The sequence below is a fragment of the Pantoea sp. SIMBA_079 genome (genome assembly GCF_046940275.1).
Lineage (GTDB): Bacteria > Pseudomonadota > Gammaproteobacteria > Enterobacterales > Enterobacteriaceae > Pantoea > Pantoea borealis.
This window is the reverse complement of sequence record NZ_JAWRYR010000008.1, coordinates 111,746-131,556: the sequence shown is the minus strand read 5'-3', so window position 1 is coordinate 131,556 and position 19,811 is coordinate 111,746. Positions and strand designations below refer to the sequence as shown.

General features: G+C 58.5%; 16 protein-coding genes and 1 other annotated feature. Of the genes, 6 read left to right on the top strand and 10 right to left on the bottom strand.

The window, feature by feature from the left end; translation table 11 throughout:
• Positions 1-92 precede the first annotated feature (92 nt).
• From copA to ybaK, 3 genes are all read left to right on the top strand, one after another.
• A complete protein-coding gene (gene copA, locus SB719_RS12420) occupies positions 93-2,603 on the top strand; it encodes a copper-exporting P-type ATPase CopA (RefSeq protein WP_412159270.1) in 2,511 nt (836 codons plus the stop codon).
• A gap of 68 nt (positions 2,604-2,671) precedes the next feature.
• The gene (locus tag SB719_RS12415) at positions 2,672-3,481 is read left to right on the top strand and encodes a TraB/GumN family protein (protein ID WP_304232143.1); all 810 of its coding nucleotides are present in this window, start codon (positions 2,672-2,674) and stop codon (positions 3,479-3,481) included.
• Between the two features lie 206 nt (positions 3,482-3,687).
• Positions 3,688-4,167, top strand: a complete 480-nt coding sequence (ybaK, locus tag SB719_RS12410) for a Cys-tRNA(Pro)/Cys-tRNA(Cys) deacylase YbaK (protein WP_065649908.1) — start codon at positions 3,688-3,690, stop codon at positions 4,165-4,167.
• Here the strand turns inward: ybaK and SB719_RS12405 are convergent.
• Positions 4,164-5,036: a LysR family transcriptional regulator gene (locus SB719_RS12405; protein ID WP_065649909.1), complete on the bottom strand. Its 873-nt coding sequence runs from the start codon at positions 5,034-5,036 to the stop codon at positions 4,164-4,166. The two genes, ybaK and SB719_RS12405, sit on opposite strands and share 4 nt — an antisense overlap.
• A gap of 91 nt (positions 5,037-5,127) precedes the next feature.
• Between SB719_RS12405 and SB719_RS12400 the strand changes: the two genes are divergently transcribed.
• A complete protein-coding gene (locus SB719_RS12400) occupies positions 5,128-5,559 on the top strand; it encodes a multidrug/biocide efflux PACE transporter (protein WP_065649910.1) in 432 nt (143 codons plus the stop codon).
• A gap of 48 nt (positions 5,560-5,607) precedes the next feature.
• On the opposite strand, the gene ushA is transcribed toward SB719_RS12400, so the two are convergent.
• The gene (gene ushA / locus SB719_RS12395) at positions 5,608-7,302 is read right to left on the bottom strand and encodes a bifunctional UDP-sugar hydrolase/5'-nucleotidase UshA (protein WP_304232351.1); all 1,695 of its coding nucleotides are present in this window, start codon (positions 7,300-7,302) and stop codon (positions 5,608-5,610) included.
• Positions 7,303-7,709: 407 nt separating this feature from the next.
• Here ushA and ybaL point away from each other — a divergent pair, with 407 nt between their 5' ends.
• Complete coding sequence (ybaL, locus tag SB719_RS12390; RefSeq protein WP_314687108.1) at positions 7,710-9,398, top strand: YbaL family putative K(+) efflux transporter; 1,689 nt, start codon at positions 7,710-7,712, stop codon at positions 9,396-9,398.
• A gap of 100 nt (positions 9,399-9,498) precedes the next feature.
• Here the strand turns inward: ybaL and SB719_RS12385 are convergent, their stop codons facing one another.
• The 4 genes from SB719_RS12385 to SB719_RS12370 form a co-directional block, all read right to left on the bottom strand.
• Entirely contained in the window at positions 9,499-10,800 is a 1,302-nt protein-coding gene (locus SB719_RS12385; RefSeq protein WP_065649913.1) for an inosine/guanosine kinase, read from the bottom strand.
• A gap of 61 nt (positions 10,801-10,861) precedes the next feature.
• Positions 10,862-11,821 (bottom strand): ferrochelatase, encoded by a 960-nt coding sequence (gene hemH / locus SB719_RS12380; protein ID WP_304232134.1) that lies wholly within the window; start codon positions 11,819-11,821, stop codon positions 10,862-10,864.
• Between the two features lie 114 nt (positions 11,822-11,935).
• A complete protein-coding gene (adk, locus tag SB719_RS12375; RefSeq protein WP_065649915.1) occupies positions 11,936-12,580 on the bottom strand; it encodes an adenylate kinase in 645 nt (214 codons plus the stop codon).
• 151 nt (positions 12,581-12,731) lie between these two features.
• Positions 12,732-13,553 carry a DUF6024 family protein gene (locus SB719_RS12370; RefSeq protein WP_065649916.1) on the bottom strand — a complete coding sequence of 274 codons (822 nt, stop codon included), beginning with the start codon at positions 13,551-13,553 and terminating at the stop codon, positions 12,732-12,734.
• Between the two features lie 184 nt (positions 13,554-13,737).
• Here SB719_RS12370 and SB719_RS12365 point away from each other — a divergent pair, with 184 nt between their 5' ends.
• The gene (locus SB719_RS12365) at positions 13,738-14,607 is read left to right on the top strand and encodes a LysR substrate-binding domain-containing protein (protein WP_412159269.1); all 870 of its coding nucleotides are present in this window, start codon (positions 13,738-13,740) and stop codon (positions 14,605-14,607) included.
• Positions 14,608-14,669: 62 nt separating this feature from the next.
• On the opposite strand, the gene htpG is transcribed toward SB719_RS12365, so the two are convergent.
• The 4 genes from htpG to dnaX all read right to left on the bottom strand — a co-directional run bounded on the left by htpG (position 14,670) and on the right by dnaX (position 19,621).
• On the bottom strand, positions 14,670-16,544 hold the full coding sequence (gene htpG / locus SB719_RS12360; RefSeq protein WP_065649918.1) for a molecular chaperone HtpG: 1,875 nt from the start codon (positions 16,542-16,544) through the stop codon (positions 14,670-14,672).
• A gap of 100 nt (positions 16,545-16,644) precedes the next feature.
• Positions 16,645-17,250 (bottom strand): recombination mediator RecR, encoded by a 606-nt coding sequence (gene recR, locus SB719_RS12355; protein ID WP_039383019.1) that lies wholly within the window; start codon positions 17,248-17,250, stop codon positions 16,645-16,647.
• Entirely contained in the window at positions 17,250-17,579 is a 330-nt protein-coding gene (locus SB719_RS12350) for a YbaB/EbfC family nucleoid-associated protein (protein WP_031377860.1), read from the bottom strand. The genes recR and SB719_RS12350 overlap by 1 nt, the downstream gene beginning before the upstream one ends.
• Before the next feature lie 50 nt (positions 17,580-17,629).
• A complete protein-coding gene (gene dnaX / locus SB719_RS12345) occupies positions 17,630-19,621 on the bottom strand; it encodes a DNA polymerase III subunit gamma/tau (protein ID WP_314688928.1) in 1,992 nt (663 codons plus the stop codon).
• Positions 18,224-18,285, bottom strand: a sequence feature (DnaX frameshifting element). It overlaps the preceding gene by 62 nt.
• Positions 19,622-19,811 lie beyond the last annotated feature (190 nt).

Here is a 19,811-nt window from a genome sequence, read left to right as displayed (position 1 = left end):
TGGCTCCTTGACCTTCCCCCGAATGGAAGGTTTACGCTTATAACTACTGCAACCGGTGCAGCCGGTCAACTCTGTTCATTAAGGAGACCATGATGTCAGATATACAAACACTCGCGCTGGAGGGGCTTTCCTGCGGCCACTGCGTCAAACGGGTTAAAGAGGCGCTGGAACAGCGCAGCGACGTGGAGCAGGCGGAGGTCACGCAACAGCAAGCGCGCGTGACCGGCGCTGCCAGCGCCAGCGATCTGATCGCCACTGTGGAGCAGGCTGGCTACCACGCCACGCTGCAGCCTGAGGCTACCTCCCCAAAGTCTGATCCGTTGACAGCTCAGGAGCCGCCGCCGGAGGCGCTGACAACGGCCTCTCAGCCGGCAGAAACGGCGCTGCCGGTACAGCATCTGCTGATAGCAGGCATGAGCTGCGCCAGCTGCGTCAGCCGGGTAGAGAACGCGCTGCGCGCGGTACCCGGTGTCACCGAAGCGCGCGTTAACCTCGGCGAACGCAGCGCGCTGGTGCTGGGTGAGGTTAACGCACCGGCGCTGATTGCCGCCGTAGACAAGGCAGGCTACAGCGCTGAAGTGATTGAAGATGAACAGCGCCGGCGCGAGCGTCAGCAGGCGAGCGCGCGTCAGGCGATGCGCCGCTTCAGCTGGCAGTCGGCGCTGGCGCTGGGGCTTGGCATTCCGATGATGTTCTGGGGGATGGCAGGCGATCACATGATGCTGACGCCAGCGAATCAGACGCTGTGGCGTACGCTGGGTGCCGTTACGCTGCTGGTAATGATCATTGCCGGTGGCCACTTTTACCGCAGCGCCTGGCGCAGCCTGCGATTTGCCACGGCCACTATGGATACGCTGGTGGCGCTCGGCACCGGCGCCGCCTGGCTCTACTCCATGAGCGTGGCGCTGTGGCCGGAATTTTTTCCGGTGCAGGCACGCCATCTCTATTTTGAAGCCAGCGTGATGATCATCGGTCTGATTAACCTTGGGCACGCGCTGGAGCAGCGTGCCCGTCAGCGCGCCTCGCGGGCGCTGGAGCGGCTGCTGGATCTGACTCCGGCTCAGGCGTGCGTGGTTACCGACCAGGGTGAGCAGCAGCTGCCGCTGAGCGCCGTCACCGCCGGTATGACCCTGAAACTGGTCACCGGCGATCGGGTGCCGGTGGACGGCGACGTCACGCAGGGTGAAGCCTGGTGCGATGAAGCGATGCTGACCGGCGAAGCCGTGCCGCAGGAGAAAGCGCCTGGCAGTAAGGTTTATGCCGGCACTGTGGTGCAGGATGGCACGCTGCGCTTTGTGGCCAGCGCCACCGGCAGTCACACGACGCTGGCGCGTATTATCAATCTGGTACGTCAGGCACAAAGCAGCAAACCGGAGATAGGTCGCCTCGCCGATCGCATCTCTGCCGTCTTTGTACCGGTCGTCGTGGCAATTGCGCTGCTGAGCGGGCTGACCTGGTATCTGGTCGGGCCGCAACCGCAGCTCGCCTATGCGCTGGTAATTATTACCACCGTCCTGATTATCGCCTGTCCCTGTGCGCTGGGACTGGCCACGCCAATGTCGGTTATCGCCGGTACCGGCCGGGCGGCAGAACTGGGTATTCTGGTGCGCGATGCTGACGCGCTGCAGCACGCCAGCGAAACCGATACGGTGGTATTTGATAAAACCGGTACGCTGACGCTGGGATCGCCGCAGATCGGCGAGATCTGCCGCTATGCAGACTGGGATCAACAGCAGATCCTGCAGGCGGCAGCAGAGCTGGAGCAGGGATCCACGCATCCGCTGGCCAGTGCGATCCTCGCTGCCGCGCCGCAGCCGCCGGCCGCAGAGATCACCCGCTTCCGGACGCTGCGCGGCAGGGGCGTGAGCGCGCAGGTAGCAGGCCAGACTCTGCTGCTGGGCAATACGACCCTGCTCGATGAGCAGCAGATTAACTATGACGCCGCGCGGGCGGATATCGCACGCATCGCTGCAACGGGTGCCACGCCGGTGCTGCTGGCCGATGCGCACCAGCTGCTGGGCCTGCTCGCGCTGCGCGATAACCTGCGACCAGAGAGCAAAGCTGTGCTGCAGCGTCTGCATCAGGCTGGCTACCGGCTGGTGATGCTGACGGGCGATCATCAGGCCACCGCCAGCGCAATCGCCGCTGAAGCGGGAATTGATGAAGTGATCGCCGGCGTGCTGCCAGAGGGCAAGGCAGAAGCCATAAGCCGCCTGCAGCAGCAGGGATGCCGGGTCATGATGGTAGGTGACGGCATTAACGATGCGCCGGCGTTAGCACAGGCGGATACCGGTATTGCAATGGGCAACGGCAGCGATGTCGCGGTAGAAACCGCGGCGCTGACGCTGATGCGTAACGACCTGCACGGTGTGGCGGATGCACTGGCTATTTCACAGGCCACGCTGCGTAATATGCGTCAGAATCTGCTGGGCGCATTTGTGTATAACAGCCTGGGCATTCCGATTGCAGCGGGCGTGCTCTATCCCTTTACCGGCCTGCTGCTGAGTCCGATCGTCGCAGGGGCAGCGATGGCCCTCTCTTCTATCACCGTGGTCAGCAATGCAAACCGCCTGCTGCGTTTTACTCCGCCCGGGCGGCAATAGCAGCCAGCGCGCTGTTTTTAGCCGGCATAAATCGCTAGCATGGGCGTTTTACCCTAACAGGAGCGGACATGAACAGCCCTATCTGGCAACGTCTCTGGCAGCGGATCGCCGCGCTTTTTCCGTCTGCCTACCGCTGGCCGGCAATGGATATGCGCCTGGGCGACCGGCAGCTGCATCTGACCGGCAGTATTCATATGGGGACGCGCAACATGCAGCCTCTGCCGGCCGGGCTCTTGCGCCAGCTGCAGAAAGCGGATGCGCTGATTGTGGAAGCGGATATCACGCGTGGCGGCTCTCCCTTTGCCGATACAGCAGATTTACCGCCGCTGCACACCCGGCTGGATAGCGCCACGCTGACGCGGCTGCAGACGCTGTGCAGGGATTTGGGGCTGGAGAGTACGCTGTTTGATACCCTGCCCTGCTGGCAGATAGCGCTGATGCTGCAGGCGCACCAGGCGCAGCGGCTCGGACTGCGTCCGGAGTATGGTATCGATTATCAGCTGCTGCAGGCAGCAAAGGCCGCAGACAAGCCGGTCATTGAGCTGGAGGGGCCGGAGACGCAGATCGCGCTGCTGAAATCCCTGCCGCAGGAGGGCCGGGCGCTGCTGGTGGACACGCTTGAGCACTGGCATACTAATGCACGCCTGCTGCAGACGATGATCAGCTGGTGGCTTGAAGCGCCCCCCGCGCAGCAGCCGGTGTCGCTGCCCGCCACGTTTGGCGGTGAGCTGAGCGATACGCTGATGCGCAACCGTAATCAGCAATGGCGTGAACAGCTGCTGGCGCTGCCATCCGGTCGCTATCTGGTTGCCGTTGGCGCACTTCATCTTTATGGCGATGATAATCTGCCCGGTTTGCTGAAACAGAAGCAGACGTAGCCAGACGCCTGGCCGCACAGGCCTGGCAGAAGGATAAGATAAAAAAAGAAGGCCGATATCACTATCGACCTGTCAAAGAGGAATTTGTTTATGATTTTGGTTATCGCCAGGGTAAGTGGCGCGGGATAATTCTCGCGCAAAGTTCAGATTTTCGCCACTGTTATTACTGCAATCTTTGAGAAGAATTTTTGTCGTAAGGATTAACGATGACCCCTGCAGTCAAACTTCTGGAAAAAAATGGCGTGGCGTTTACGCTGCACCCCTATGAGCATGACAGTCATGAAACGAACTTCGGCGATGAAGCGGTGCGCAAGCTCAATCTTGATGCGCGGCAGGTGTTTAAAACGCTGCTGGTAGCGCTGAACGGTGATGCGAAAGCGCTGGCAGTGGCGGTTACGCCGGTTGCGTCCCAGCTTGATCTAAAAAAAGTGGCAAAAGCGCTGGGCGCAAAGCGAGCAGAGATGGCCGATCCGCAGCTGGCGCAGCGCGTCACCGGCTACCTGCTGGGCGGCATCAGTCCGCTGGGCCAGAAAAAACGCCTGCCGACGGTGATCGACCGGCAGGCATCAGCGTTTGACACGATTTTTATCTCCGGCGGCAAACGCGGTCTCGACATTGAACTGGCCGCGCAGGATCTGGCGCGGCTGCTGAATGCCACCCTGGCTGACGTGGCACGCGGCGATTAATCGGGCTGCTGCGCGCAAAGCTGATCGATCATCCAGCGCCCGGCCGGGCCGGGCGGATTACGCCGCGACCAGACCACATCCACTGCGATATGCTGCGGCCAGCCGGGAACGCAAAGCTCTTTCAGAACCTGATGGCCAAACTGCTCCACCAGCCAGCGCGGCAGCACGCTCCAGCCAAACCCCTGCTCCGCCATCTCCAGCAGCAGCAGATACGTCGGCGCTGACCAGGTTCGCCCCGCCGCCGGCAGCGGTCCGCGCGTCTGTACCCAGGTGTTCAGCCGCAGCTGCCGCAGCGCGCTGAGCTGCGCTTCACTTACCTGATCCTGCTGCGCCAGCGCGTGGTCCTGATGCAGGAAAATTGCCATCTGCGCCTCCACCTGCAGCCGGGCCACCGCCAGATCGGGCGGCAGCACGGGCTGTGTGCGAACCACGCCCAGATGCACCCGCCCCGCCTGCAGCAGATCCAGCACATCCTCATCCTCTGCGATCATGCATTCAAAGTCGATGTCGGGATAGCGGGCATCAAACCGCGTCAGCAGATGTTCATGGTGGTCGGCCTGCCAGAAATCGGAAATAGCCAGACTCAGGCGCGGCTCTACGCCCTGCGACAGGCGCAGCGCCAGCTCATCCAGCCGCTGACTGGCGGCCAGAATCTGCTGCACCTGAGCCAGCGCGCGCTCACCCTGCGGCGTCAGCACCGGCTGACGGCCGCGACGGTCAAACAGCGTAAAACCTAAATCAATTTCCAGGTTAGCAATGGCAGCGCTGATGGTGGACTGGCTTTTTGCCAGCGCGCGGGCAGCGGCAGAGAAAGAGCCGCTTGCAACGGTCTGGACAAAAGCCTCAAGGGATTCCGGAGAGTATTTCATGGTTTACCATCGCTTTTTTCGATAGACGCTCATTTTATCTCAGATGCGTGCAGTGCGAAAATGCGCGTGATTACGTAACCGGAGGTTATTTATGCGTACCCGTTCGCTGAAAGAACGTATTCTTCACGCCGTGGGCTTTGAGGGCCTGGCTATTGTGACCATCGCGCCGCTGGCAGCATGGATTATGGATAAGCCGCTGTTCCAGATGGGCACGCTGGCAATCGCACTCTCTACCGTCGCGATGCTGTGGAACATGATCTATAACACGCTGTTCGATCGCATCTGGCCGCCGCATCAGAAACGCGGGCTGGGGCTGCGCGCCCTGCATGCGCTCTGTTTTGAAGGCGGATTCATTCTGATTGGTCTGCCGATTGCCGCCGGCATGCTGCATATTTCGCTGCTTAACGCGTTTTTGGTAGAGGTGGGCTTTTTTCTGTTTTTCCTGCCTTACACCATGGTTTACAACTGGGTCTGGGATAAGCTGCGCCTGCGCTGGTTTGCGCAGGCGTCGTGCCGCGCGTGATGCAGGGACCACGCTGCCTCCCGGCGGAGGCAGCGTGGTCATTCTCCCTTAATCCTGCGCCGCGCGTGGCCAGATCCACGCCAGGAACATACGCGGATAGCTGCGCTTACGCTGTTTTTCCAGCGCCCTGTCGCGCTCCCGCACCTGCTCATCGGTCAGATGTACTATGGCTGGTGGCACAAAATCAGCGGTTTTCAGCGGCGAATGCTGAGTGACGTAGTCGCGCAGCACATCAGCATCGCGCAGACCGCTGTTACGGTAGCCTGCCAGCGTCGTCAGCTGCGGATAGCCATCGCCGCCGCTGGCGTTAAAGCTGTTAGTGGCGAGGCGATAGGTCTTCTTCTTCTCCAGCGGCTTCCCGTTGATTTTGACATCACTGACTGATTTACCATCGGCCACCAGGCTGACGCCGGCTAACTGAGCAAAGCCGCCGGAGTTGGTTTTGATATTCGCCACGCGGGCAAGATAGTCCTGCAGCGCCTCTCCGCTCAGCGTGACCGACACCACCTGATTGCCAAACGGCTGCACCTGCAGCAGATCGCGCAGGCTCAGTTCGCCCGCTGCCAGCGACGTGCGGATGCCGCCGCCGCTGATCACTGCCACATCTGCTTTGGTCGCGGCCATCTGCGCACGCAGGATCAGCTGTGCCAGATTGGTTTGCTCAAAGCGGACTTTATTGCGCTCGCCGACAAACAGCCCGTCACTGCGGCCAACGGCTACATCCAGCTGTTTACCGGCGCGCAGCTGGAAAGGCGTCAGCAGCTTCATCATCGCCGTATTAGGGACGATCGGCTCCTGATAAGGCAGCCAGGTTTCACTGCCATCCTGATTCGTGACTTTATGCTTCAAATTAACCGGAATGAGCTGATAATTTTCCAGCGTCAGCTCGCCATTGCGAAAGGTAAAATCGCCGCGACCGACATATTTGCCCCACTCCTTAGCCTGCATGATCCAGACGCCATTTTGCCGATCGGGCTGGCAGGGCTGGCCCGGCTGGTAATCCGGAACGCTGCTGTTAGCCTGCGCCATACAGACGGCATCGTGCGAGTGGCCGCCCACGATAACACTCAGGGTGCCAGGCGGCAGACTGCGCGCCAGCTCAACGTCGCCCGGGGCGTTACTGCCGTGCTGGCCGTCGTCATAGTGCCCCATATGCGTCAGCGCGATAATCACATCGGGTTTCTCCGTTGCGCGCAGCTCTGCTACCGCTTTCAGCGTCTCTTTAACCGGATCGCGTATCTCAAGCTCTGCAACATTTTCCGGATTGGTGATACGCAGCGTATCCGTAGTGGTCAGCCCGATAACCGCTATTTTCAGGCCCATACGGTTAAATATGGCCCAGGGCGAAAACAGTCGCCGATCGCTGCCTTTTTGATAGATATTGGCAGCGAGAAAAGGGAAACGCGCCCACTTTTGCTGCTGTTCCAGCACGCTCAGGGGCTTATCAAATTCGTGGTTTCCCAGCGCCATAGCGTCATAGCCAACCAGATTCATGCCGCGAATGTCAGGCTCTGCATTCAGTAAATCTGACTCCGGCACGCCGGTGTTAATATCCCCGGCAGAGAGGATGAGTGCCCCTCCTCCGCGCGCCTGTACATCATAACGCTGCTGGTCCATCAGGGTCTTTTGTGCTGCCAGCCCATACTCACCCTGCGCGTTACTCCAGAAATGGCCATGATGATCGTTGGTATGCAGGATGCTGAAACGATAGCTGCGATCGGTTTGCCACGCCTGCGCCAGCATCGGCACCAGCAAAACCAGCAGCGCCAGCCAGGGCTTTTTAGGGGTAAGTAACAACACAACGCTCTCCTTGTTCGGTTTTTTCCACCACATCGTGGACCTGACAGATTTCTGCCCTCTGTGTCGCACAGTTCCTGCCTTAACTCAAGCCGAAAGGCAGTATCCGCTGCTATTTTCATCTGTTCTGCCCGTCAGGGCGCACCGGCAATGCTGCGCTTTTTAGCGTTGCCGTAATGCATTATCGCTATCTGCAGGCCAGGATAACTGCTGAAAATAGCGCTTCGGCACGTTTTTTATCGCATTTTTTCAGTTTATTCAGCTTTCATCCCGCAAATGTCTAAACGCTGCAGCAGGATTTGCATTACACTTGGTTGTTACAAGCGGACACATTTGCACACAAGGAGACAGGCATGCATCACACCACACCGTTGATCACCACTATTGTCGGGGGCCTGGTCCTCGCGTTTCTCCTTGGCATGCTGGCCAACCGCCTGCGCATCTCTCCGCTGGTAGGCTATCTGGTTGCCGGCGTGGTCGCGGGCCCTTTTACGCCAGGCTTTGTTGCGGATACCAATCTGGCACCTGAACTGGCAGAGCTGGGCGTGATTCTGCTGATGTTTGGCGTCGGACTGCACTTCTCACTGAAAGATCTGATGGCGGTAAAGTCGATCGCCATTCCCGGCGCCGTGGCGCAAATCGCGGTGGCCACGCTGCTGGGAATGGGTCTCTCCTGGACCATGGGCTGGTCGTGGATGACCGGCCTGGTGTTTGGCCTGTGTCTCTCTACGGCCAGTACCGTAGTGCTGCTGCGCGCGCTGGAGGAGCGACAGCTGATTGACAGCCAGCGCGGCCAGATTGCGATCGGCTGGCTGATTGTGGAAGACCTGGTCATGGTGCTGACGCTGGTGCTGCTGCCTGCCATCGCCGGTATGCTGGAGCAGGGCAATGCCAGCCCGACCCTGCTGGCATGGGATCTGCTGCTGACCATCGGTAAAGTGGCCGCCTTTATGGTGCTGATGATGGTGGTAGGCCGTCGCGTGATCCCGTGGATCCTGGCAAAAAGCGCGGCTACCGGCTCGCGTGAACTCTTTACCCTGTCGGTGCTGGCGCTGGCGCTGGGTATCGCCTTTGGTGCAGTAGAGTTCTTTGATGTCTCCTTCGCCCTTGGCGCCTTCTTCGCCGGCATGGTGCTGAACGAATCCGAGCTGAGCCACCGCGCGGCACGCGACACGCTGCCGCTGCGCGACGCCTTTGCCGTGCTGTTCTTTGTCTCAGTCGGCATGCTGTTTAACCCGATGATCCTGATTGAACAGCCGCTGGCGGTACTGGGCGCGCTCGCCATCGTGGTACTGGGTAAATCAATCGCCGCCTGGGCGCTGGTCACTCTGCTGGGGCACTCACGCCGCACTGCGCTGACCATTTCGGTCAGCCTGGCGCAGATTGGTGAATTTGCCTTTATTCTTGCCGGCCTCGGCATTTCACTCGATTTGCTCAGTGAAGAGGGGCGCAACCTGGTGCTGGCGGCGGCTATTCTGTCGATTATGCTGAATCCTATCCTCTTCTCGCTGCTGGAGCGCTATCTGGATAAAACTGAAACCGCTGAAGAGCAGACGCTGGAAGAGGCGATGGCGGAAGAGAAACAGATCCCGGTGGATATCTGTAATCACGCGGTGATTGTGGGTTATGGACGCGTCGGCAGCCTGCTGGGGCAGCAGCTGCTGGAAGCAGATATTCCGCTGGTGGTGGTGGAAAATTCCCGTCCGCGCGTTGAAGCGCTGCGTGAACAGGGTATCAGAGCGGTACTGGGCAATGCAGCACGCGCAGAGACCATGGAGCTGGCGCGGCTTGACTGCGCCCGCTGGCTGCTGCTGACCATCCCGAATGGCTATGAAGCGGGTGAAGTGGTGGTGGCCGCACGTGAGAAGCGCAAGGATATTGAGATTATCGCCCGTGCGCACTATGACGATGAGGTCGCCTATATTATGGATCGCGGCGCTAATCAGGTCGTGATGGGCGAGCGTGAAATTGCCAGCAGCATGCTGAATGTGCTGAAAAAAGAGATCGAGGTGGAACCCATTTCCCGCGAATGCCCGATTTAATCGTGACAGTTTCTGCCCGATTACCCCGCAGGGTAACCGGGCAGAAACAGCAATCGCTTACTGCAGGGAGCGCAGTGATGCGCCCCTTTTTACCGAACGGTTATCTGTCCCAGTAAGACTCTTCCAGGCTATCTTCCCGCTCCGGCAGGCCGCGCGTCAGGCGCGGTGAATGCTGATTCAGCACCTGATAACTGACGCGGTTAGCGTATTTACACACCTGCGCCAGCGAAGAATAGGTCAGATATTCACGTGCGTGCTTGCTGGAGTTGGGTACCTTGAGGCGATGGAAGTTATTCGCCGTGATATCGTGCAGCAGCGCCGCCAGCGCCCCGTCACCGGCGCCGTTGGTATTCATGATCTTTTCCGGGCCGCCCATATAAGGCGCGATATGCGAAAAGATGCGCAGCGGCTGCTGACAATCCTGCTGGCGCATCGCCCGGCTGAACTCATACTGGTTGAATTCCGCAATCGCGCCCGGCAGCAGCGGGTGATTCGTTTTACGTTTGAATTCATCTTCGGTAAAGCCCGCCATGTAGAGCCCGGTCGGCCCGGCGGTGCAGAGCACCAGATCGACCCACTCCAGCGCCATATCGGCTGCCAGCAGCGGATCCTGTTCACCGGTCAGCGCAAACGCTTCTTCTTCATTCATTGCGACAATAGAGACGTGATCGCGCAGGAAATCGCGCCAGAACTGCGGGTTATCCTGAATGACATATTTTGTACCCAGCGTTAATACCACCGGCACATTATGCTTTTTCGCATACGCAATGGCGCGCAGCGTGGCGTCCGGCATCGGTTCACCCGGCTGACAGCGCACCAGATAGGAGGTCAGTACCAGCGCTGACGCGCCGGCAATCACCTCTTCCGGGATACTCTCTGCCTGCAGCCGGTTCATCTGTCCCGGACTGATCGCAAAGGTTCGTTCACCGTGCTCGCCAATCAGGGTAAAGCAGCGGCCAATCGCGCCGTCCACGCCCTGCAGGAAGTTCAGATCCATACGGCTGGAGGTGTTGCAGAGATAGCGATAGGCGTAGCCGCCAATCTGGATGTTATTGCACATGACACCCAGCAGCACGGAACGATCGTCAGCCAGTACTGAATAGTTGTGCAACGTGTTGCCAATGGTGCCACCGGCAAACTGATGGCTGATCAGCTGTTCGCGCATCAGCTCGTTATAAAGCGCTTCCGCCGTGGCGTCGTCAATCACCAGCGAATGACCGGCACTCAGGCCGTAGCGCTGCAGGAACGCATCATCAACTTTGGCTTCGATATCCACCAGCGTCTGGTCGATACCCACCACCCAGCTGCCCTCCTCCTGCTCCTGCTGAATAGCCTGCAGCAGCGGATCGCGCGCGTTGACGGGGAAATAGTGTTTGGATTTACGTTTGCCGGGAAATTTCATGAAAAGCAGTCATCAGGGAAAATCAGGCAGAGAAGCATATCATACTCTCTGCCTGATGCGCTTAGCGGCGCGCGTTGACCAGCTGAACCATCATCTCGATGTGCTCGTCATCCGCGTTAAGCGCGGGTATATATTCAAATTTTTTGCCGCCTGCATGCAGGAAAATTTCGCAGTTTTCACCGCTTATCTCTTCCAGCGTTTCAAGGCAGTCAGCCGCAAAGCCGGGACTCATCACCTGCACATGCTTAACGCCTTTAGCCGGCAGACTTTTCATGGTCTCATCGGTGTAGGGCATCAGCCACGGCTCACGCCCAAAGCGCGACTGGAAGGTCATCATGATTTTTTCAGGGGCAATGTTCAGCGCGGCTGCCAGCGCGGCGGTGGTATCTTTACAGCGCAGCGGATAGTCATCGCCTTCATTGGCAAAACGCTGCGGAATGCCGTGATAGGAGAGTACCAGCAGATCCGGCTCGCCATGGCGGGCAAATGAGCGCTCAACAGAGGCTTTCAGCGCGGCGATATAGGCCGGATGCTCAGCATAATCGCGAATAAAGGAGACCTGCGGCAGCGAGCGCAGCGGTTTAAAGCTGCTGGCCAGACCATCCCATACGGCGGCAACGGTAGAACAGGAGAACTGCGGATAAAGCGGCAGCACAATCAGGTGCGTGACGCCCTGCTCCAGCAGACGATGCACTGCGCCGTCCAGGCTCGGCTGACCATAGCTCATGCCCAGCTCAACCGGCATGTCTACGCGCTGCGCCAGTGCCGCACGCTGCCGCTTGCTGAATACCATCAGCGGCGATCCCTCTTCCATCCAGACGGAAGCGTAGAGTTTCGACACGCGCGGCGAGCGAAACGGCAGAATAATAAAATTAAGAATGGGCCACCATAGCCAGCGCGGCGTATCAACCACGCGCGGATCGCCGAGGAACTGCTTCAGATAGCGTTTCACCGCCGGGGTGGTAGGGGCTTCAGGTGTGCCTAAGTTAACCAGCAGAACACCGGGCTTATCTTGCCTCATTGTATTTCCTTGATGTCGCAACGAAGAGTGGTGAATCGGGGGAAATTGTAGCGGAAATCACGGGCGGGAAAAGCAATTGCTGTAAAAGGGCCAGGCATCCGGCCCTTTTTGTACTTAGCCGAGGATACGGTGCAGTTCTTCACTGACGTCAGCCACCGGGCGGGTACCGTCAATTTTGTGATAGGCGGTGTTACCCGCTTCCGCTTCTTTGCTGTAGTAAGCAATCAGGGGTGCTGTCAGCTCATGATACTCAACCAGGCGCTTACGTACGGTCTCTTCCTGATCGTCTTTGCGTGTGGTCAGCTCTTCACCGGTCACATCATCTTTACCGTCCACTTTTGGTGGCTTGTTTTTGATGTGATACACGCGGCCAGATGGCGCATGTACGCGACGGCCCACAATGCGATCGACGATCAGTTCGTCCGGCACGGCAAATTCCAGCACGTAATCGACTTTGATGCCCGCTTCTTTCATGGCGTCAGCCTGCGGGATGGTGCGTGGGAAGCCATCGAGCAGGAAGCCGTTTTTGCAGTCTTCCTGCGCGATACGCTCTTTAACCAGCGCAATCACCAGTTCATCAGTCACCAGTTTACCGGCATCCATGATGGCTTTCGCCTGCTGGCCCAGTTCGGTGCCTGCTTTTACTGCGGCGCGCAGCATGTCACCCGTAGAGATCTGCGGAATACCGTAGTTCTCCATAATATACTGAGCCTGAGTGCCTTTACCTGCGCCCGGTGCCCCGAGCAGAATAATACGCATTGCGTAATTCCCCTTGCGAATCGCATTGATCAATCTATGAAGGCCAAGAACATACCATTATGACCCGCCAGCCACAAGGCAACGGGTACGCTATCACTGGCCCCTGTACTGTGACCTGCTTTGAGATTAAGCGCCAGATGGCGGATTGCTTTTAGGAATTCAGGCTACGCAGCAGCAACGCTTTCAGCTGCTTTTTCAGCGTTGCGGTGACATTCGTATGTTTACTGCCGCTGCCGCGCAGGCTGGCCGGCATCAGCAAACGTCCGCTCATCCGCCGGATCCCGGGCGGCAGGTCAACATGATGCAGTACCGGCGGCAGCTCAATCAGGGCAAATGGCAAACCGGGCTGCTGCAGTGATGAGAGAGGGAGCGGCGTCTCCAGCGTAAACCGGTCAACCAGAGCAACATTAAAGGGTTTCCACTCAGCGTGCTCCATCCTCGTCAGCGCCTGCTGCGGCGCGTTGCCCAGCGCCAGCCCCTGCTCGATCAGCCGCAGTTCGCTGCGTACCAGCGTGCTGAATTTTGTCGTGCGCAGTGCAATCAGCACCAGATCGTCGCTCAGCGCTGCGTGGCGGTTCAGGTGCGCCACAAACAGATGGGATTCGGCGATCAGCGCTTTATGCAGCGCGCTGGCAAAGGAATCGGAAGCGTCGGTCACGCCCTGACTCTGGCAGGTATCAAGCGATCGTACCCGCCCTTCCGCCAGATCCACATGCTCTATCAGCGCGATATTGCCCGCCATCATGGGGACAGCAGGCAGTACGCTCAGCTCGCTGACCGGATGGTGCGAGGCGTAGCGCGTCTGATTGCGCGCCTGCTCCTGGCGTAAAAAAAGCTGGGACAGCACGACGCGCGCAATATGCAGCGAGGGTGCAAAGAAGAGATCGTAATTTTCCAGCCGATAGTAGCGGGATAGCTGGCTGCGCAGCCGATCGCATATCGCCGCCCTGGCAGAAGCGTATTGTGGGGCCATCGCGTAACGTTTCCCTGTATTGACTGCGAAGTAGTGCTTCCGGCAGGTAAACCGCGTGGCTGATACATAGCCAGCACGCCCCGTCAACCTGCCAGAATCTGGAGCAAAGGTTAGGGCAATGCGGCTGGACATTAAAATGATATAAACTGACAATCCCTGTTAGGTTTTTACACAAGGGACGAGTATGACCGCGCTTCCGTCACTACGGGCGCTGCGCTATTTTCATCAGGCAGCGCTGCACAGCAGTTTCAGTACGGCAGCGGAAACCCTGCATGTCACCCACAGCGCCGTCAGCCACCAGGTGCGCCAGCTGGAGAGCTGGATGGGCAAGCCGCTGTTTGTACGCACTAACGGACGCGTTAAATTAACCTCGCACGGTGAACGCCTGCTGGTCAGCTGTCAGAAAGCGTTCAGCGAACTCGCCACCAGCTGCGAAAGCATTCGTACCGGCATGCGGCATCATCTCTCTGTTTCCTGTGCGCCCAGCTTCCTCTCACAGTGGATGATCCCGCGCATCAGCAGTTTCTATCAGCGCTACCCGGATATTGACGTGCAGTTTCAGTCACTGGTCGACATTGACCAGCTGCGTAGCGAGCATACCGATGTACTGATCCTGAGCTACGAGCAGCAGCCCGATGACGACATTGAGGCCACGCTTATCAGCGATGATGCAATCGGGCCGCTCTGTGCGCCGCACTACGCCGAACACCTGCAGAGCGCGCGCGATCTGCAAACGCTGCCGCTGCTGCATGCGGATACCCGGCTGCACGCCTGGGCAGAATGGGCAAAAAACAGCGGCGTGCGGGGTGATTTCTGGCGTGGCAAACACTTTGATAATCTGATGCTGGCCATTCAGGCCGCCAGAAGCGGTCTGGGAATCATCATGGCACCGCGACTGCTGGTGCAGCAGGAGCTGAAAGCGGGTGCGCTGATCGCACCGCTGGGCTTTGTACGCATCGATCGCGCCACCTGGATGATGGCTAAACGCTCATGCGAGCAGAATGCAGAGATCCGTCTGTTTCGCGCATGGCTTAGCGAACAGGCGCAGTGTTAAGGCAATAAAAAGGGCGCCATTAAAGACGCCCTTAGCAGTAGTTTTGCTCTCGCTGCGCGACGTTATGCCGTCAGCAGCTGGTTCATGCGGCGGATAAACTGGTTAGGATCGTCCAGCGTGCCGCGCTCAGCCAGCAGCGCCTGATCCAGCAGCAGCTCAACCCACTCGGCAAAGCGTGTTTCATCCTGGGTGTCCGCTACGCGTTTCACCAGACCGTGCTCCGGATTGATCTCAAAGATATATTTCACTTCCGGAACATCCTGACCGGCGGCGGCAAACAGCTTCGCCATCTGCGTGGTCATTTCGTTAGCGTCAGTGGTCACGATGGCAGGCGTATCGGTCAGACGATGCGTCAGACGCACTTCTTTTACGCGTTCACCCAGCAGAGTTTTCACGCGCTCAACAAACGGCTCCAGCGCTTTTTCTGCCTCTTTCTGCTCTTCGGTCTCTTCATCCGCCAGTTTGCTCAGCGACTCATCGGCTTTGCTTACCGACTGGAACGTTTTGCCGTCGAACTCGGTGAGATAACTCATCATCCACTCATCGATGCGGTCAGAGAGCAGCAGCACCTCAATGCCTTTCTTACGGAACAGCTCCAGATGCGGGCTGCTTTTCGCCGCGGCGTAGCTGTCTGCTGTGATGTAGTAGATCTTTTCCTGCCCTTCTACCATACGGCTCAGGTAGTCATCCAGCGACACGTTCTGCTCGCTGCCTTCGCTCTGCGTGGTGGCAAAACGCAGCAGTTTAGCAATCGCCTGCTGATTGGCGCTATCTTCCGCCGGTCCCTCTTTCAGCACCAGGCCAAACTCTTTCCAGAACTGCTGATACTTCTCTGCATCATCTTTTGCCAGTTTTTCCAGCATCTGCAGGCTGCGCTTAGTCAGCGCGGCGCGCAGGCTCTGGGTTACACGGCTGTCCTGCAGAATTTCACGCGAGACGTTGAGCGGCAGATCGTTAGAGTCAATCAGGCCACGCACAAAGCGCAGGTAGTTCGGCATGAACTGCTCAGCGTCATCCATGATAAACACGCGCTGTACATAAAGCTTAAGGCCATGCTTGCTGTCGCGGTTCCACATATCGAAGGGAGCACGCTGCGGGATGTAGAGCAGGCTGGTGTACTCCTGCTTGCCTTCCACGCGGTTGTGGCTCCAGATAGCCGGATCGCTGAAGTCATGCGCGATGTGCTTATAAAACTCGTTGTACTCGTCGTCGCTGATTTCCGCTTTATTACGCGTCCACAGCGCCTGGGCTTTATTAACCTTCTCCCAGGTTACGGTGTCGTTCTCTTCATCTTTGGTCTCGATCTCTACCGGCAGTGCGATGTGATCGGAATATTTGCTGATGACATTACGTACGCGCCAGGCGTCAAGGAAATCATCTTCGCCTTCGCGGAAATGCAGCGTGATCTCCGTACCGCGATCGGCTTTTTCAATTTCTGCCAGGGTATATTCACCCTCGCCTTCTGACTCCCAGAACACACCTTCGCTGGCCTGTGCACCGGCAGCACGCGTGCGTACGGTCACTTTGTCAGCAACGATAAAGGCGGAATAGAAGCCCACACCAAACTGGCCAATCAGCTGGCTGTCTTTTGCCTGGTCAGAACCCATAGACTCCAGAAACGCTTTGGTACCTGACTTAGCGATAGTGCCGAGGTTTTCAATCACCTCATCACGACGCATACCGATACCGTTATCGCTCAGCGTCAGCGTCCGTTTCTCCTTGTCGACCGAGATACGTACGCGCAGATCGCCGTCGCCTTCATAGAGATCCGGCACAGAAAGCGCGCGGAAGCGCAGCTTATCAGCGGCATCAGAGGCGTTGGAGATCAGTTCACGCAGGAAAATCTCTTTGTTTGAATAGAGGGAATGGATCATCAGGTGCAGAAGTTGTTTTACCTCTGACTGGAAGCCACGCGTCTCTTGTCCTTTCATGGTCATTGCTACCTCAACAGAATCGGGGTTGATCGAACGTTGAGAAAGAGATGGGGATGGCGGGAAAATTTTCAAGCCGGTTTCAGTGAATGAAACCGGCAAGTGCTTAGAATTTAATCTTGTGACGCCCGGCAAGAGAGTGTGACAGCGTGGTGCCATCAACCATCTCCAGCTCGCCGCCTACCGGAACACCGTGTGCAATACGGCTGGCGTCAACGCCATACTGACCGCACAACTCAGCGATATAGTTGGCGGTAGCTTCACCTTCTACCGTGGGATTGGTGGCCAGGATCACCTCCTGCAGCGTCTCATGTTCCAGACGCTGCTCAAGACGATCGAGCCCGATATCCTGCGGGCCAATCCCATCCAGCGGTGACAGATGTCCCATCAGCACAAAGTAGCGTCCGCCAAACTGGCCGGTCTGCTCAATGGCGTGAATATCTGCCGGGCTTTCCACTACGCAAATCTGTCCATTCTGCTGCCGACGGGCGTTAGCGCAGATGGTGCAGATCTCCTGTTCAGTGAAGGTGCGGCAATCGGCACAGTGGCCAATCTCCGACATCGCGCGCGTCAGCGCCTGAGCCAGACGCATGCCACCGCTGCGATCGCGTTGCAACAGGTGAAACGCCATGCGCTGCGCTGACTTCGGGCCTACGCCCGGCAGACAGCGCAGTGACTCCATTAAGGTTTCAAGCAGTGGACTGGTCTGCATCAGAACGGCATCTTGAAGCCAGGCGGCAGCTGCATACCGGAAGATACGGAGGCCATCTTCTCTTTCTGCGTCTCATCGATGCGACGCGCCGCATCGTTGAACGCTGCAGCGATCAGATCTTCCAGCATATCTTTGTCATCTTCCAGCAGGCTGGGATCCACTTCCACGCGACGGCAGTTGTGCGCGCCATTGATAGTTACTTTAACCAGACCCGCACCCGACTCGCCCGTGACTTCCAGCGCGGCGATCTCTTCCTGAACCTTGGCCATTTTATCCTGCATCTGCTGGGCCTGTTTCATCAGGTTGCCCAATCCGCCTTTACCAAACATAGTTTTCTCTCTCTGCTGGGGCTGCGCGCAACGTCTGCGCGACAGCGTGATCATACGGGTCGGATACTCTCTTCATCCAGATCGGCATCAAAAAATTGCTGCAGCATCTGAATGTGGGTATCACTTGCGAGCGACTGGCGCGCCTGCGCCAGCTTCTCTTCATAGATGGCCTGTCGCCACTCCAGCGGCGTCAGCACCGCCGGATTATCATCTTCCACGATGGTCAGTTCAACCTCCTGACCCGCCGCCTGGCTTAGCGCAGCCTGAATAGCCTGCCGTGCTGTCGCAGAATTAAGGTGTCGCTGGCTGCTGCGCAGGTGCAGCGTCACACGCTGTTCATGGTGCTCTTTCCACGCATTAAGCGCTACCTGCTGCACCAGCTTTGGCAGCGTCAGCCGGGCAATTTCAGCGGCCCAGGCATCACGCTGCTGCGCTTCCTCTGTCAGCCGGGCGGCCAGCTCTGGCGTTTTCTCATGCTCCAGCGCTGAACGCAAGGCCTTTGGCGTCGCGACCGGCTCCGCTTTCACCTCACTCTGCTGCTGCGCTTTCCAGCGGTACGCTTCTGGTTTTACCGGCGCGCTTGCGGCCTCAGGCGTGCGCTGCTGCACGCGCTCTGTAACCGTTGCCAGGCGCTCCAGCGCCTGATTTGCCGGCCGCGCGGGACGCGCTGCCGGCTCACTCTTTTTTACTTTACCTGCCCCCTGACGCAGCAGTTGCGTACGCGCCTGTAGCAGCTGGCTGGTGGTGTCCGGCAGATTGCCGGCAGGCGGTGCCTGCGGTTCTGCGGGAGCCGGTGCAGCGGGCGGTGCCATCTGCGGTTGTGTAGCCGGTGCAACAGGCGGTGCCATCTGCGGTTGCGTAGCCGCAGCGGGCTGCTCAGCCGGGGCGGCGGCAGGTACCTGCGGTGCCGCCTGAGGCGCCAGCGAGGGACGCGCCACCGGTTCAGCAAGTGTAGCCTGTGGATGGAAAGCCAGCGCGCGCAGCAGCGTCATTTCCACACCCAGCCGCCGATCGGGTGCCAGCGGCAGATCTTTGCGCCCCATCAGCAACGTCTGATAGTAGAGCTGTACATCAGCGGGCGGCAGCGTGCGCGCCAGCTCACGCAGACGTTGCGCTTCACTGAACTCTTCATCATTAAGGGAGCCGGGCAGCAGCTGTACCATCGCGATACGGTGCAGCAGACGCAGCATTTCAACCAGCAGCGCTTCCCACTCCACACCGCGCGAAGCGGCCTGATTCAGACGCGCCATCACCCGTTCGCCGCTGCCTTCCACCAGCGCTTCAATCAGCGCCAGCGGCTGTTCATCATCCAGCGTGCCCAGCATCTGCGCAACGGTCTCGCGCGTGACGCTGCCCTGCCCGCTGGCAATCGCCTGATCGGTCAGGCTCAGCGCGTCACGCATACTGCCATCGGCGGCGCGCGCCAGCAGATGCAGTGCACGCGGCTCTGCTGCTATCTGCTCCTGCTCCAGCACATAGCTCAGCTGCTGCTGAATCTGCTCAACGTCCAGCGCTTTCAGATGAAACTGCAGGCAGCGCGACAAAATAGTGATTGGCAGCTTCTGCGGATCGGTAGTGGCCAGTAAAAATTTAACGTGGGACGGCGGCTCTTCCAGCGTTTTCAGCAACGCATTAAAGCTGTGGCGCGACAGCATATGTACTTCGTCGATCAGATAGACCTTGAAGCGACCGCGTGCCGGCGCGTACTGCACGTTGTCCAGCAGATCGCGCGTGTCCTCTACTTTGGTACGGGAAGCGGCGTCGATTTCGATTAAATCAACAAAGCGGCCCTGCTCAATTTCCCGGCAGTTATCGCACTTCCCGCAGGGCGTGGCGGTAATACCGGTTTCGCAGTTCAATCCTTTTGCCAGCAGACGGGCAATAGAGGTTTTCCCTACGCCGCGGGTGCCGGAGAAGAGATAGGCATGATGAATACGTCCCAGTGATAACCCGTTGGCGAGCGCAGTCAGCACATGTTCCTGACCCACTACGTCTGCGAAGGCCTGGGGACGCCATTTTCGCGCAAGTACCTGATAGCTCATGTGGATGTGGTCACTGGATTGTATTGAGTTGGCACAGCAGCGCGGCCATCAGCCGGCAGCCACCGTCAGAAAAAGGGAAAAAATGCAGCTTCGCAAACCCTGTGTATTTGGGCAGTAGTTTACCAGCCACAGCGAAATATGCCTATAGCCGTGTCGGCAGGCGCAGGCGGCAAAGGAGTGAGCGAGGATA

Coding starts and splice junctions, on each gene's coding strand:
- ushA (WP_304232351.1), bottom strand. CDS start 7,302: ATGCTGGCGCAGGCGTGGCAAACCGATCGCAGCTATCGTTTCAGCATC.
- copA (WP_412159270.1), top strand. CDS start 93: ATGTCAGATATACAAACACTCGCGCTGGAGGGGCTTTCCTGCGGCCAC.
- SB719_RS12350 (WP_031377860.1), bottom strand. CDS start 17,579: ATGTTTGGTAAAGGCGGATTGGGCAACCTGATGAAACAGGCCCAGCAG.
- SB719_RS12405 (WP_065649909.1), bottom strand. CDS start 5,036: ATGAAATACTCTCCGGAATCCCTTGAGGCTTTTGTCCAGACCGTTGCA.
- hemH (WP_304232134.1), bottom strand. CDS start 11,821: ATGAGGCAAGATAAGCCCGGTGTTCTGCTGGTTAACTTAGGCACACCT.
- SB719_RS12365 (WP_412159269.1), top strand. CDS start 13,738: ATGACCGCGCTTCCGTCACTACGGGCGCTGCGCTATTTTCATCAGGCA.
- adk (WP_065649915.1), bottom strand. CDS start 12,580: ATGCGTATTATTCTGCTCGGGGCACCGGGCGCAGGTAAAGGCACTCAG.
- htpG (WP_065649918.1), bottom strand. CDS start 16,544: ATGACCATGAAAGGACAAGAGACGCGTGGCTTCCAGTCAGAGGTAAAA.
- ybaK (WP_065649908.1), top strand. CDS start 3,688: ATGACCCCTGCAGTCAAACTTCTGGAAAAAAATGGCGTGGCGTTTACG.
- SB719_RS12385 (WP_065649913.1), bottom strand. CDS start 10,800: ATGAAATTTCCCGGCAAACGTAAATCCAAACACTATTTCCCCGTCAAC.
- SB719_RS12415 (WP_304232143.1), top strand. CDS start 2,672: ATGAACAGCCCTATCTGGCAACGTCTCTGGCAGCGGATCGCCGCGCTT.
- ybaL (WP_314687108.1), top strand. CDS start 7,710: ATGCATCACACCACACCGTTGATCACCACTATTGTCGGGGGCCTGGTC.
- SB719_RS12370 (WP_065649916.1), bottom strand. CDS start 13,553: ATGGCCCCACAATACGCTTCTGCCAGGGCGGCGATATGCGATCGGCTG.
- SB719_RS12400 (WP_065649910.1), top strand. CDS start 5,128: ATGCGTACCCGTTCGCTGAAAGAACGTATTCTTCACGCCGTGGGCTTT.
- dnaX (WP_314688928.1), bottom strand. CDS start 19,621: ATGAGCTATCAGGTACTTGCGCGAAAATGGCGTCCCCAGGCCTTCGCA.
- recR (WP_039383019.1), bottom strand. CDS start 17,250: ATGCAGACCAGTCCACTGCTTGAAACCTTAATGGAGTCACTGCGCTGT.